At 42.1% G+C, this 14,399-nt stretch carries 11 protein-coding genes and 1 other RNA gene; 11 read left to right on the forward strand and 1 reads right to left on the reverse strand.

Annotated elements, in window-relative coordinates; genetic code table 11:
* The 3 genes from rnpB (at position 1) to RIN70_RS02745 (ending at position 3,026) form a co-directional block, all read left to right on the forward strand.
* An RNA gene (gene rnpB / locus RIN70_RS02735) (RNase P RNA component class B) lies at positions 1–366 on the forward strand.
* Between the two features lie 66 nt (positions 367–432).
* Positions 433–1,590, forward strand: a complete 1,158-nt coding sequence (locus tag RIN70_RS02740) for a THUMP domain-containing class I SAM-dependent RNA methyltransferase (protein WP_031575297.1) — start codon at positions 433–435, stop codon at positions 1,588–1,590.
* A gap of 11 nt (positions 1,591–1,601) precedes the next feature.
* A complete protein-coding gene (locus RIN70_RS02745; protein WP_195623620.1) occupies positions 1,602–3,026 on the forward strand; it encodes a cell division site-positioning protein MapZ family protein in 1,425 nt (474 codons plus the stop codon).
* A 229-nt stretch (positions 3,027–3,255) separates the two neighbouring features.
* Here the strand turns inward: RIN70_RS02745 and RIN70_RS02750 are convergent, their stop codons facing one another.
* The gene (locus RIN70_RS02750) at positions 3,256–3,738 is read right to left on the reverse strand and encodes an S-ribosylhomocysteine lyase (RefSeq protein ID WP_009732333.1); all 483 of its coding nucleotides are present in this window, start codon (positions 3,736–3,738) and stop codon (positions 3,256–3,258) included.
* Positions 3,739–3,972: 234 nt separating this feature from the next.
* On the opposite strand from RIN70_RS02750, the gene RIN70_RS02755 reads away from it, so the two are divergent.
* The 8 genes from RIN70_RS02755 to pknB all read left to right on the forward strand — a co-directional run bounded on the left by RIN70_RS02755 (position 3,973) and on the right by pknB (position 14,011).
* Positions 3,973–5,580: a ribonuclease Y gene (locus tag RIN70_RS02755; RefSeq protein WP_049492366.1), complete on the forward strand. Its 1,608-nt coding sequence runs from the start codon at positions 3,973–3,975 to the stop codon at positions 5,578–5,580.
* 106 nt (positions 5,581–5,686) lie between these two features.
* Entirely contained in the window at positions 5,687–6,319 is a 633-nt protein-coding gene (gmk, locus tag RIN70_RS02760; RefSeq protein WP_003003905.1) for a guanylate kinase, read from the forward strand.
* Positions 6,320–6,344: 25 nt separating this feature from the next.
* A complete protein-coding gene (gene rpoZ / locus RIN70_RS02765; protein WP_003010339.1) occupies positions 6,345–6,659 on the forward strand; it encodes a DNA-directed RNA polymerase subunit omega in 315 nt (104 codons plus the stop codon).
* A 63-nt stretch (positions 6,660–6,722) separates the two neighbouring features.
* The gene (locus tag RIN70_RS02770) at positions 6,723–9,131 is read left to right on the forward strand and encodes a primosomal protein N' (protein ID WP_049474468.1); all 2,409 of its coding nucleotides are present in this window, start codon (positions 6,723–6,725) and stop codon (positions 9,129–9,131) included.
* Positions 9,132–9,142: 11 nt separating this feature from the next.
* Entirely contained in the window at positions 9,143–10,078 is a 936-nt protein-coding gene (gene fmt, locus RIN70_RS02775) for a methionyl-tRNA formyltransferase (RefSeq protein ID WP_070448998.1), read from the forward strand.
* The gene (gene rsmB, locus RIN70_RS02780) at positions 10,068–11,381 is read left to right on the forward strand and encodes a 16S rRNA (cytosine(967)-C(5))-methyltransferase RsmB (RefSeq protein ID WP_049516133.1); all 1,314 of its coding nucleotides are present in this window, start codon (positions 10,068–10,070) and stop codon (positions 11,379–11,381) included. Before fmt ends, rsmB begins: the two co-directional genes overlap by 11 nt.
* Positions 11,382–11,402: 21 nt before the next feature.
* The gene (locus tag RIN70_RS02785) at positions 11,403–12,143 is read left to right on the forward strand and encodes a Stp1/IreP family PP2C-type Ser/Thr phosphatase (protein WP_195623712.1); all 741 of its coding nucleotides are present in this window, start codon (positions 11,403–11,405) and stop codon (positions 12,141–12,143) included.
* Positions 12,140–14,011: a Stk1 family PASTA domain-containing Ser/Thr kinase gene (gene pknB, locus RIN70_RS02790; RefSeq protein WP_129824774.1), complete on the forward strand. Its 1,872-nt coding sequence runs from the start codon at positions 12,140–12,142 to the stop codon at positions 14,009–14,011. The genes RIN70_RS02785 and pknB overlap by 4 nt, the downstream gene beginning before the upstream one ends.
* Positions 14,012–14,399: the final 388 nt, after the last annotated feature.

The raw sequence follows: 14,399 nt of genomic DNA on the forward strand, positions 1-14,399 counted from the left end.
ATTTTTGGATAATCGCGTGAGAGAATATTCTCATGAGGAAAGTCCATGCTAGCACAGGCTGTGATGCCTGTAGTGTTTGTGCTAGGTGAATCCATAAGCCTAGGGACTTGGTATTCAAGTTACGGCGAGTGAAGGAGCTAAGTCTAAGGATAAGCTCTAGTAACTCTGAAAGTGCCACAGTGACGTAGTTTTTAGGGAAACCTAAAAAGTGGAACGCGGTAAACCCCTCAAGCTAGCAACCCAAACTTTGGTCGGGGCATGGAATGCGTGGAAACGAACATAGCATTCTGACTGGAAACAGTAGACAGATGATTATCAAAGGAAATGGTACCTAGTCATTTCTGGAACAAAACATGGCTTATAGAAAATTGCATATAGGTTGATGAGGTGGAGAGAGATCTCAACCTCCTTTTTTAAAGTGATAGGAATAAGATGAAAAAACAATTTGAATTGATTGCAACGGCCGCTGCTGGTATAGAGGCTGTTGTTGGTCGAGAACTACGCGATCTTGGCTACGATTGCCAGGTTGAAAATGGACGGGTTCGATTTCAAGGAGACCGTCGAGCAATCATAGAAACCAACCTCTGGTTGCGAGCGGCTGATCGAGTGAAAATTGTGGTTGGGACTTTTCCAGCCAAAACCTTCGAAGAACTCTTTCAAGGTGTCTTTGCTTTGGATTGGGAAAATTATTTGCCTTTAGGAGCACGTTTTCCTATTTCTAAGGCTAAATGTGTCAAATCAAAACTTCATAATGAACCTAGCGTTCAGGCCATTTCGAAAAAAGCAGTGGTTAAAAAGTTACAAAAACATTATGCCCGGCCAGAAGGTGTTCCTCTCATGGAAAATGGGGCAGAGTTCAAGATCGAAGTATCGATCCTTAAAGATCAAGCCACTGTCTTGATTGACACCACTGGTAGTAGCCTCTTCAAACGTGGTTATCGGACTGAAAAAGGGGGAGCCCCTATTAAGGAAAATATGGCAGCGGCAATTCTTATGCTGTCAAACTGGTATCCAGATAAGCCCTTGATTGACCCGACATGTGGTTCTGGAACGTTTTGTATTGAGGCGGCGATGATTGCGAGAAATATGGCACCTGGTTTACGTCGGACCTTTTCTTTTGAAGAATGGAACTGGATGGATGATCGCTTGATTCATGAAGTCCGTCAAGAAGCAAGTAGAAAAATCAATCGCGAGATCGAATTGGATATTATGGGAACTGATATCGATGCACGGATGGTTGAGATTGCCAAAGAAAATGCCCAGAAAGCGGGCGTTAGCAGGGACATTACTTTTAAACAAATGCGAGTTCAAGATCTTCACTCAGATAAGATCAACGGGGTGATTATCTCCAACCCTCCATATGGAGAACGATTATCTGATGATGAAGGTGTGACGAAATTGTATACTGAAATGGGGCACGTATTTGCACCTCTCAAAACCTGGAGTAAATTTATCTTAACCAGTGATGAAGGTTTTGAATCTAAATTCGGTAGTAAAGCAGATAAAAAACGAAAACTTTATAACGGAACCCTAAAAGTTGATCTCTACCAATATTTTGGGGAACGAGTAAAACGGCAGATAAAGGCATAGAAAGGATTTTTATGACAGAGAAGGATAATAAGCCATTAGAGCAAGAAACAGAATCAATTTTAGATTTTGAAGATGCTAAAGAGATGACGATTGGGCAGGCCAATCGAAAGGCAGAAGAAATCGAAGCAGGTGTAACGGAAGGTGATAATGTCTTAGACAAATACATCAAACAACACCGAGCAGAAATTGAAGCTGAAAAATACGATACAAAAATTTTGGCCAAAGAAGAATTGGCTAAAGCTGAAGAGTTGGCAGCTTCAGAAACAGTTGCTGAAGTAGCTGAAGCAGTGGAGGCGCCGGAAGTGACGGAAACGGTCTTGGAACAAAGGCCTGAAATGGATGCTATCTCAACTGAATTACCTGCTAAGATTAAATTTGGTCCCACACCAACTGAACCAATTGTAGAAGCTGAGGAACTTCCTGAGGAAACACCAAGCAATGCGGGTAAACGAATCAAAGCGGTTCTATACTCTGCATTAGGTCTTGCGATTGTCGGTTCGGCCATTTTTGTGACCTATAACTGGATGCACAGTCGTGGAAAATCTGGTGGTACAACTGTTGTATCGTCTTCATCTAGCAAGTCATCTTCTACTTCTAAATCAAGTAGCAGTGAAACACAAGCTCAAAAATTGGAAGAGTTTACCAAAGCCTACGATGCCTTTTTTGTAGATGAATCAAAAAGTGCTCTTAAAAATGATAAATTCGGAGACTTGGAAAATCTGAAGAAACTGCTGGACAAATTAGAAGGAAGCAGTGATTATAATGCGGCTAAAACAAAATATGAAGACCTTGTGAAGCAAGTTTCTGCCATTCAAAAAGTGAATTCTCAATTTAGTTCTCCAGTCATCAAAGATGGAGTTCTTGATGCAACTGCCAAAGCGAAAAGTGATGCGACCTTTGCAGAAACAAAGACAGGCAATGAAAAATTAGATAGCTTATTGAATGAGGCGGTTGCGCAAGGACGTTCACAACAAGTTGCGACACCGGCACCAGTGACTGGAACAGGTGGTACAGATACTTCTAATGCAACTCCAGCCCCAGCTCAAGCAGCAACGCCTACGGCCCCAACTGTCAATGCTGCTACAAGTGGTGCAGGAACGACAAGTCCAGGCTATTCAGGGTACGGTCTTCCAAGCGATGGTGTCCCGCTTCAGCGGAACTTGAGTCGTGTGCCATATAACCAAGCAGCTATCAATGATGTCAATAACCCAGCTTGGGTATTTGGTGATGGTATTCTTGAAAAAGTATTGAATATTGCTCGTAAACGTGGGCATATCACTGGCAATCAATACATTTTAGAGCGTGTCAATATCATTAACGGTAATGGCTATTACAATCTCTTCAAACCAGATGGAACCTATCTCTTTAGTATCAATGCCAAGACTGGTTATTTCGTAGGAAACGGAAAAGGTCATTCAGATGCTCTGGATTATTAATGCTTGATCAGACATCCCTTTTCTGGGAAAAATTACAATAAAAAAGAGAGTGGGACAGAAATCGGTAATTCGTTGGAATTCGATTTCGTCGTCCCACCTCCGCACAGTTGAGTAGGGCTGTAAAAGCTGATGAAATCAGCGTAGTAGAGCCCACTCAACCACTGCGTCTTGCTCGACAATCCAAAAATAATTGAGAGGCTAGGACTTTTGTCCCAGCCTCTTTTTCGTATTAAACAAGATGACGTTCAAATGGATCGTCCGAGATTCCTTGATCTAGAATCAAGCGACACCATTCTTTGGCTGAGAAGAGGCTGTGATCCTTGTAATTTCCGCAAGACTCAATGGTTGTGCCTGGGACATCCTCCCAAGTGCTGATAGAAGCAATTTCTTCTAGAGAATCTTTAATCACTTTAGCAATTTCCGTACTTGAATGCTGTCCCCACATGATCATATGAAAACCGGTGCGACATCCAAATGGGGAACAATCAATCATTCCATCGATGCGTTTGCGAATAAGCATTGCAAGAAGGTGCTCGATGGTGTGGAGCCCTGCCGTTGGAATCGCATTTTCATTGGGTTGCACCAGGCGAATATCAAAGTTAGAGATGATATCTCCTTTGGGTCCAGTTTCCTCACCAATCAAGCGTACATAGGGAGCCTTTACAGCTGTGTGGTCCAATTCAAAACTTTCAACAATTACTTCTTTTGTCATACTCAAATCCTTCTTTGTTTTTCTTGATTATAGCATAAAAAAGCAGATTCAACAAAGTGGAAATAAATGAATTCCTCACAGATGTTCCATGAAAGAAACGTGGATAAAAGAACAAGGGTTAAGCAAAAATATAAAAGGTTTTTCCTGTTTTTTTAGATTGTTAATTTTAGTAATTTATGGTAAAATGTAAAAGAATTTTTAATTCAACTAATTAAATAGATTTGGGGTAAAAGCATGAATTTTGTAATTACAGGTGTTTTTGCCGCGGTCATTGGTTTAGTCATTGGATATGTGGGAACTGCTCTTAAAATGAAAGCTTCAAAAGAAGCTGCGGAACTCACCCTTTTGAATGCTGAACAAGAAGCAACGAATTTACGTGGACAGGCTGAACGCGAAGCCGATTTGATTTTAAAAGAGGCGAAGCATGAGTCAAGTTCACTTAAAAAAGAAGCACTTTTGGAGGCAAAGGAAGAAGCCAGAAAATATCGTGAAGAGGTCGATGCTGAGTTTAAGTCAGAACGACAAGAATTGAAGCAATTAGAAAGCCGTTTGGCAGAACGTGCTAGCAATCTTGATCGTAAAGACGACATTTTAACAAGCAAAGAACAGTCTCTTGAACACAAAGAGCAAAGTCTTACAGATAGAACTAAACACATTGATGCGCGTGAACAACAGCTGGAAGAGCTTGAACACAAGAAAGTAGAAGAACTGGAACGTGTCGCTGCTCTAAGTCAAGGAGAAGCGCGTGACATTATTTTGAGTCAGACGGAAGAGCAACTTTCAAAAGAAATTGCCTCACGGATTCGTGATGCTGAATTGGAAGTGAAAGAACGTTCTGATAAAATCGCAAAAGACATTCTCGTGCAAGCCATGCAGCGAATGGCGGGTGATTTTGTTGCTGAGCAAACAAACTCAACCGTTCATTTGCCGGACGATAGTATGAAGGGGCGGATTATCGGTCGTGAAGGTCGCAACATTCGTACCTTTGAGAGCTTGACAGGTGTCGATGTGATTATTGATGATACGCCTGAAGTGGTGACCTTGTCAGGGTTTGATCCGATTCGTCGTGAAATCGCCCGCATGACAATGGAGAGCCTTCTCAAAGATGGTCGGATCCATCCAGCCCGCATCGAAGAGCTGGTTGAGAAGAACCGTCAGGAAATTGACAATCGTATTCGTGAATACGGTGAGGCAGCTGCCTATGAAATTGGTGCGCCAAACCTCCATCCAGATTTGATGAAAATCATGGGACGGTTGCAATTCCGTACTTCTTATGGTCAAAACGTTTTGCGTCACTCCATTGAAGTTGCCAAACTTTCTGGTATTATTGCCAGCGAGTTGGGTGAAAATGCTACTTTGGCACGACGTGCAGGATTCTTACATGATATCGGTAAAGCAATTGACCGTGAAGTGGAAGGAAGTCACGTCGAGATTGGAACTGAATTGGCACGGAAGTACAAGGAACACCCAGTGGTGGTCAATACCATTGCCAGTCACCATGGTGACGTGGAACCAGAAAGTGTCATCGCAGTCATTGTCGCTGCAGCGGATGCCTTGAGTGCAGCTCGGCCTGGAGCACGAAGTGAGTCACTTGAAAGCTACATCAAACGCTTGCAAGATCTTGAAGAAATTGCAAATAGTTTTGAAGGAGTTAAGACAAGTTTCGCCCTTCAAGCGGGTCGTGAAATCCGTATTATGGTTAGCCCTGAGGCAATCAAGGATGATAAAGTGACGATCTTGGCTCATGATATTCGTGAGAAGATCGAGTCCAATCTTGAATATCCTGGAAACATTAAGGTTACCGTTATTCGAGAATTGCGTGCAGTCGATTACGCAAAATAAACAAAAAGCTTGAGATCTAGCATCTCAAGCTTTTTGAATGAAAAAATCAGTTGAAAATTAGGCCGATTTTTGTTACACTAGATAGAAAGACATTGAAGGAGAAATCATGGCGGATCGTGGCTTATTAATCGTATTTTCTGGCCCTTCGGGGGTTGGAAAAGGAACGGTCAGACGAGAAATTTTTGAAAACTCGGACAATCAGTTTCAGTATTCTGTATCGATGACGACGCGTGCACAACGTCCAGGTGAAGTGGATGGTGTCGACTATTTTTTCCGTACACGTGAAGAATTTGAAGATTTGATCCGTCAAGGGCAAATGTTGGAGTACGCTGAGTACGTTGGAAATTACTATGGGACTCCTTTAACCTATGTGAATGAAACCTTGGACAAGGGAATCGATGTATTCCTTGAAATTGAAGTTCAGGGTGCCCTTCAAGTAAAGAAGAAAGTTCCAGATGCAGTTTTTATTTTCTTAACTCCGCCTGATTTGGATGAATTGCAAGATCGATTAGTGGGTCGCGGGACAGATAGTGCAGAAGTTATTGCGCAACGGATTGAAAAAGCAAAAGAAGAAATCGCCATGATGCGTGAATATGACTACGCCATTGTGAACGATGAAGTTCCTCTTGCTGCTGAGCGTGTCAAACGTGTGATCGAAGCAGAGCATTTCCGTGTAGACCGTGTCATTGGCCATTATCTGGATATGTTACCAAAAACACAAACTATTGTGAAGAGATAAATAATTAGAAATTAGGTATAGGAATATGATGTTAAAACCTTCTATTGATACATTGCTTGACAAAGTACCATCAAAATATTCATTGGTCATTCTTGAGGCAAAACGGGCCCACGAATTGGAAAGTGGTGCAGTACCAACTCAAGAATTCCAATCAGTTAAATCAACATTACAAGCGCTTGAAGAAATCGAGTCTGGAAACGTAGTTGTTCACCCGGATCCAGAAGCAAAACGTGAAGCGCTTCGTCGTCGGATTGAAGCAGAGCGGATTCGCAAAGAAGAAGAAGAGCGCAAAATTAAGGAACAAATTGCCAAAGAAAAAGAAGATGGTGAAAAAATTTAAGGTTGGGGCTTCTCAATCTTATTTTTTGCTATTTAAAGGGTTCCGTGATAAAGTAAAGCTCATATGATAGAGGCTGGAGGTGAAAAAGTGATAGCAAAAGTCATCGTAGATGTCCCATTGATGCAGACAGATAAACCCTATTCTTATCAGATTCCATTAGAATTTGAGGATATGGTGGAGGCAGGTATGCGAGTTCATGTCCCCTTTGGTAAAGGGAATCGCCTCATTCAAGGGATTGTGGTAGATGTTTTAGAAGAGGCAGACACAAGCGAGGAATTAAAAGCGATTGTGGAGGTCTTGGATTACACTCCGGTCTTAAATCAAGAGCAGTTCTGGTTGGCAGATCAATTACGAAAAAGTGTTTTTTCTTATAAGATCACGATTTTAAAAACCATGCTTCCTTCTCTCCTCAATTCGAGTTATGATAAGATTTTGTATCCTCAACCTTCTTTAGATCCAACTCTCAAAGTGAAACTTTTTGGTGAAAAAAATGAAGTTTCTTTTTCTTCTCTAGATGCGGCCGATCAAGCCCAAGTGATGCGGTTGGTCAGAAAAGGAGATTTGGTACTTGAATACAAGGCCAAGGATAGGAAACAAATTAAAACAGAAAAATGGTATCGCGTTAACCAGGAAGGATTAAAAGAACTTCAACCATCAGGAAGAGCTAAAAAAAGGCTAGCATTGAAAGAGCGCCTGTTACTAGAGCAAGGGGAGCAACCCTTAGCAGGATTGTATCAGGATTTTTCACGAGAAGTGGTGGCTTATTTTATCGAACAGGGTGTTTTAGAAATTACAGAACGAGAAGTGAATCGGGCGGCTGCATATTATGAAGGCAAAGAACAGACCCAGGCTCTGCTTTTAAATTCAGAGCAAGCAAAAGCTGTCGAAACAGTAGTTTCTCAAATTGGGAAAACATCAAAACCTTTTTTACTAGAAGGTGTGACTGGAAGTGGGAAAACAGAAGTTTATCTGCAGATTATTCAAGAAGTTCTAAATAAGGGGAAAACGGCTATTATGTTGGTTCCTGAGATTTCCCTGACGCCACAGATGACGGATCGTTTTATCTCGCGTTTTGGCCAGGAAGTAGCTATTCTGCACTCGGGCTTATCAAATGGTGAGAAGTATGATCAATGGCGAAAAGTTGAACGTGGGGAGGCCAAGGTAGTCGTTGGAGCGCGCTCAGCCATCTTTGCCCCTTTAAAAAACATCGGAGCCATCATCATTGATGAGGAGCATGAGGCTTCCTACAAACAAGATAGTAATCCACGCTACCACGCAAGGGAAGTCGCAGTCCTAAGGGCTCAGTACAATCAAGCAGTCTTGCTTCTTGGATCTGCTACACCAAGTTTAGAATCGAGGGCTCGTGCAACAAAAGGGGTTTATGAATTAATTCGTCTCACCCAACGGGCCAATCCGGCAGCCAAAATTCCAGAAGTTAAAGTCGTTGATTTCCGTGATTATATTGGCCAAAATGAAGCTGGTAACTTCACTCCGGTTCTAGTGGAAGCTATTGCTGATCGCTTGCAGAAAAAAGAGCAGGTCGTCTTGATGTTGAACCGCCGTGGTTATTCCAGCTTTGTCATGTGTCGCGAGTGTGGAACTGTGGATACTTGTCCCAATTGTGATATCTCACTGACCCTCCACATGGATACTAAAACCATGAACTGTCATTATTGTGGCTATAGCAAAGCGATTCCTCGACACTGTCCAAATTGCCAAAGTCCTTCCATTCGTTATTACGGGACAGGAACACAAAAAGCCTATGATGAATTACAAGAGATCTTTCCTGAGGCTAAAATTTTGCGTATGGATGTGGATACTACCCGAAAAAAAGGGAGCCACGCAGCAATATTAGATGCTTTCGGGAATGGAGAAGCGGATATTTTATTAGGGACGCAAATGATTGCGAAGGGCTTGGATTTTCCAAATGTGACGTTAGTGGGTGTCTTGAATGCGGATACTTCTTTAAATTTACCGGATTATCGATCCTCAGAGAGAACCTTTCAACTCTTGACTCAGGTGGCAGGAAGGGCCGGACGAGCAGAGAAAGAAGGAGAGGTTATCATTCAGAGCTACAACCCCAATCATTATGCGATTCGATTTGCCAAAGACCAAGATTATGAAGGCTTTTTTGCCTATGAAATGCAAATTCGCCGGCAGTTAGGCTATACGCCTTATTACTTCACAGTTGGGTTAACCCTATCCCATAAGAGTGAGGAAATTGTGATGGAGAAGTCACATCAGGTTATGGAAATCCTCCGTTCTGGCTTATCCGATCAGGTCCAAATCTTAGGACCAACTCCTAAACCAATTGCACGCACACATAATTTGTATCATTATCAAATCATTGTGAAATATCGTTTTGAAGAAGGCATGACTCAGGTCTTGAATCAAATCTTAGAATTTACACAAGAAAGAGGCAACCAAGATCTCCGTGTCAGTATTGATAATGAACCTCAAAGTTTTATGTAAGGAAGAAAGAAATGACAAAATTAATTTTTATGGGAACGCCTGATTTTTCAGCGACGGTTTTAAAGGGATTGTTAGCAGATTCGCGCTATGAAATTTTGGCAGTTGTGACGCAACCGGACCGCAAAGTAGGTCGCAAAAAAGAGATTCGAATGACCCCAGTGAAGCAGGTAGCTTTGGAACATCAACTACCGGTTCTTCAGCCGGAGAAATTATCGGGTAGTCCAGAAATGGAAACTCTCTTATCCCTAGATGCAGATGGAATTGTGACCGCTGCTTTTGGACAATTTTTACCGACAAAATTGTTGGAGAACTTCCAATTTGCGGTGAATGTCCACGCGTCTTTATTGCCTAAATATAGAGGTGGAGCTCCCATTCACTATGCCCTGATCAATGGTGATGAAGAAGCTGGAGTTACAATTATGGAAATGGTCAAGGAAATGGATGCCGGAGACATGATTGCAGCTCGTTCTCTCCCAATTTTAGATGAGGACAATGTGGGAACTTTGTTTGAAAAATTGGCAGTCCTTGGACGTGACTTACTCCTAGATACTTTGCCAGCTTACCTGGCAGGGGAGATCAAGCCAAGTCCACAAGATCCAAGTTTGGTCACATTTTCACCGAATATTTTACCGGAAGAAGAGGTTTTGGACTGGACCAAAACCAATCGCCAAGTCTTTAATCAGATCCGAGGGATGAATCCTTGGCCGGTCGCTCATACGTTATTAAATGGGCAACGCTTTAAAGTTTATGAAGCAGAGCTATGCGAAGGAAATGGAAATCCAGGAGAAGTGATTGCTTTGACCAAAAAAGAGTTGCTGGTCGCTGCAGGAGAAGGCGCATTGTCCCTCAAAGTTGTGCAGCCGGCAGGAAAACCAAAAATGTCCATCACAGACTTTTTGAATGGCGCTGGCCGTCAATTGAAAGTAGGAGATCACTTTGGAAATTAAACAAATGAATGCGCGTGAACAGATCGTTCGAGTGTTAGAAGAGGTTTTTGAACAGGGAGCTTATTCTAATATTGCACTAAATCAAGCGCTAGAACACTCTCAACTTTCAGATAAAGATAGAAGCTTTGTTACGGAAGTTGTATACGGTACTGTAGCACGGAAGATAACACTCGAGTGGTATCTCGCCCACGTAATTGAAGACCGGACGAAATTGGATCCTTGGCTCTATTATCTTTTGATGATGAGTTTGTATCAACTTGTTTATTTAGACCGCATTCCCGATCATGCCATCGTCAATGAAGCTGTTCGGATAGCAAAACGTCGAAAAGAAGGCAGTGAGAAGTTTGTCAATGCTATTCTTAGAAAGCTCCTCCGCGAGGGGCTACCAGCTATTGATACGATCAAGCGAAAGAACAAACGTTATTCGGTAGAGTATTCCCTACCTGTATGGTTGGTCAAAGCATTGATCGAAGAATACGGTGAGGAACGTGCTTGCGCTATTTTTAAGAGTCTCTATCAGCGTAATAAATCCAGTATTCGTGTGATTGATCTAGACGAAAAAGAAGAGTTGGCTCAGCTACTCGAAGCAACCTCCTCTCTACTTGCTCCGTCCGCTCTCGTGAAAGAACAGGGACATTTTGCAGCGCATTCCTTGTTCAAAGAAGGGCGCATTACTATTCAAGACGAGTCCAGTCAATTGGTGGCACCGGCTTTGGATTTGCAAGGAGATGAGTGGGTTTTAGATGCCTGTGCGGCGCCAGGTGGAAAGACGACTCACCTGGCTTCTTATCTCACAACTGGGAAAGTCACAGCCTTGGATCTCTATGACCATAAGCTCAAATTGATTCAAGAAAATGCTAATCGGCTCCATGTTGCGGACAAAATTTTGACAAAGAAGTTAGATGCGACAAAAGTCTTTGAAACATTTGGACCTGATGCTTTCGATAAAATTTTGGTGGATGCGCCTTGTTCAGGGATTGGTTTGATACGGAGAAAGCCTGATATCAAGTACAATAAAGAGAGTGCAGATTTTGTATCTTTACAAGCTATTCAATTGGCCATTCTGGATAGTGTTTGTCAAAGTGTGCGTAAAGGTGGTATAATAGTGTACAGTACGTGTACAATTATGGGTAAAGAGAATTTTGAAGTGGTGGACCAATTTTTGAAAAACCATCCAAATTTCGAACAAGTCCCATTGGATCACGAAAGAAAAGATATTCTTAAAAATGATTGTATCCTTATTACACCCGAATTATATGGAAGCGACGGCTTCTTTATCAGTCGTTTTAAGAGAATCTCATAATATCAGGAGGAAACTGACAGTATGGATATGACGATCTTAACCGATGTAGGTCAAAGACGGACAAATAACCAAGACTATGCAAATCAATATAAAAACAAGGCAGGAAAATCTATGGTTTTACTTGCTGATGGTATGGGAGGACACCGTGCCGGAAATATTGCTAGTGAAATGGCAGTCACAGACCTAGGTGCGGCTTGGGTTTCTTCTGAGATCGAGACGGTTAATCAAGTACGGGAATGGTTTGCAGAACATTTAGAAGCTGTGAACCGTCGGATCCATTTAGCTGGGCAAGATGATGAGCACAAAGGAATGGGAACGACACTGGAAGCTTTGGCTTTTGTAGAAGGACAAGTGATTTATGCCCACGTTGGGGATTCGCGGATTGGCCTCATTCGTCAGGGCGAATACCAGCAGTTGACCAGTGACCATTCTCTTGTAAATGCACTGTTGCGAGCTGGTCAAATTACAGAGGAAGAAGCAGCCCATCATCCTCAACGTAATATCATCACTCAGTCCATTGGTCAAAAAGATGAGTTAGAGCCGGATTATGGTTTGGGGACGGTTGAAGCAGATGATTATATTTTGATCAATAGTGACGGTTTAACCAATATGATTGGCCCAGATGAAATCAGAGACATTGTCTTGAGTGATGTTTCACTGGAAGAAAAAGCTCAAACCTTGATTCGTTTTGCCAATAATGCTGGAGGCTTGGATAATATCACTGTTGTACTGCTCCACTTTACTGAGGAGGACGCAGCATGATTCAAATCGGCAAAATTTTTGCCGGGCGATATAAAATCATCCAACAAATTGGACGCGGCGGGATGGCAGATGTTTATCTTGCGCGTGATTTGATTTTAGATGGGGAAGAAGTTGCAGTCAAGGTACTGCGTACGAATTACCAGACGGATCCCATTGCAGTTGCGCGTTTTCAGCGTGAAGCAAAGGCGATGGCAGAGCTGGACCATCCAAATATCGTTCGGATTACAGACATTGGCGAAGAAGAAGGACAACAATACCTTGCAATGGAATATGTTGCAGGTTTAGACTTGAAACGCTATATCAAAGAAAATGCTCCTTTATCAAATGAAGAAGCTGTTCGTTTGATGGGGCAGATCCTTCTAGCTATGCGTCTTGCCCATACGCGTGGCATTATCCATAGAGATTTAAAACCACAGAATGTCCTCTTGACACCAGATGGAACAGCAAAAGTTTCAGACTTTGGGATTGCAGTGGCCTTCGCAGAGACTAGCTTGACCCAGACCAACTCGATGTTGGGGTCGGTTCATTATTTGTCCCCTGAGCAGGCGCGTGGTTCAAAAGCTACGGTGCAAAGTGACATCTACGCGATGGGGATCATTTTCTATGAAATGTTGACAGGACACATTCCTTATGATGGAGATAGCGCCGTTACAATCGCTTTGCAGCATTTTCAAAAGCCGCTCCCATCTATTCGTGAAGAAAATAAGAATGTTCCACAAGCTTTAGAAAATGTGGTGATCAAGGCGACAGCTAAAAAACTGACGGATCGCTATAAATCAGTGGCTGAGATGTATGTGGATCTTTCAAGTTGCTTGTCCTATGAGAGAAGAAATGAGAAAAAACTAGTTTTTGAAGACCAAGCGAAAGCTGATACAAAGACTCTTCCAAAAGTGAGTCCAACTCCAAAGACAGCTCCTGTTCCAATCTCTGAAGTACGCAGTGAAATCAGTTCGGTTGATCCGAATCGACCATTATCTGACCAGCAGACAATGGCGCCAAGTAAAAAGCCAAGAAGACGCTTGCGGGCGCGCTACAAGGTCTTGTTTGTTGCCATTGCCCTAGTTCTTGCTGCCTTTACTTTCTTGTTGTATATGAGCCCAGCCAATAAAACAGTTCCTGATGTTTCCGGCAAAACCGTTGCCGAAGCTAGAGCGGTTATTGAGGGACAAGACCTTCAAGTTGGTGAAGAGAAAGAAGAGTACAGTGATTCGGTTGCAGAAGGCTACGTCATTCGAACCAATCCAAATGCAGGGGCCCAAAAGAAAGAACAAAGTCGAATTGATTTGATCGTTTCAAAAGGACCAAGCAGCTTTGAAATGCCAAATTACGTGGGTAAAACACGGGCAGCAGCTGAAAAGGATCTGAAAAACACTTATAAAGTATCAAGCAAAATGATCACCGTTGAAGAAGTTGAGACCTTTGATTATGCTGCAGGGACAGTTCTTGAACAAACGCCAGCAGCCGGAGAACAATATTCTCTGAATTCAAAGACTAAGATTGTTTTGAAAGTGGCGAAGGAAACAACATCGATTGAGATGCCAAACTATATTGGTTCAACCTATGAATTTGCTCGAAGCAATTTGACTGATATCTTTGGAATTAAAGAAGCCAATATTGAATTAAGAAAGACGGATCATCTCCCTGATGGGGTAGTTGTTTCTGCCGGTCAAATTGTCAGTCAAACACCAGAGGTTTCAAGTACGGTGGATATTAACCGAACACGAATCGTTTTAACGGTATATGAACCTAAAGTGACAGCTTCTTCGAGTACAAAAGCCTCATCAAGTTCAGAAACATCTAGTTCCTCTTCTTCAGAACGATCGGATACCGAAACCTCTAGCAGTAGTAGTTCAACAGATACAGATTAAAAAATGAATTTCAGACTCAGATATATTTCTGAGTCTTTTTGTATTTTTTTGTTGCTATGTCGTGATTTTTTTATTTCCCTGTTGAGGGAAAAACTTTGAGGTCGCTTCAAGAAACTATTTTTCTACAGATGAATAGATTATGTGAACTCCTTAACAAACAAGGGGTTTCAAGTCCGGTAAAATAAAATAGTCAATTAAACATAAGGTGATTTGAGGTTGAAAATAGATTGAATATCAAATTATTTGCCTTTGTTTTAGCCCACATGCTATAATCTGCATGAAAGGAGATCAAAGAGTAAAAAGTCGTTCAGACCTGCTTTGATAGGAAATTGGTAAACGAATAGATTTTTTTCTGCTAGTTGAATAGGCCTTGACAACTAGTGGAGAA

This window comes from Streptococcus parasanguinis (assembly GCF_032163505.1).
Classification (GTDB): Bacteria; Bacillota; Bacilli; order Lactobacillales; family Streptococcaceae; genus Streptococcus; species Streptococcus parasanguinis_V.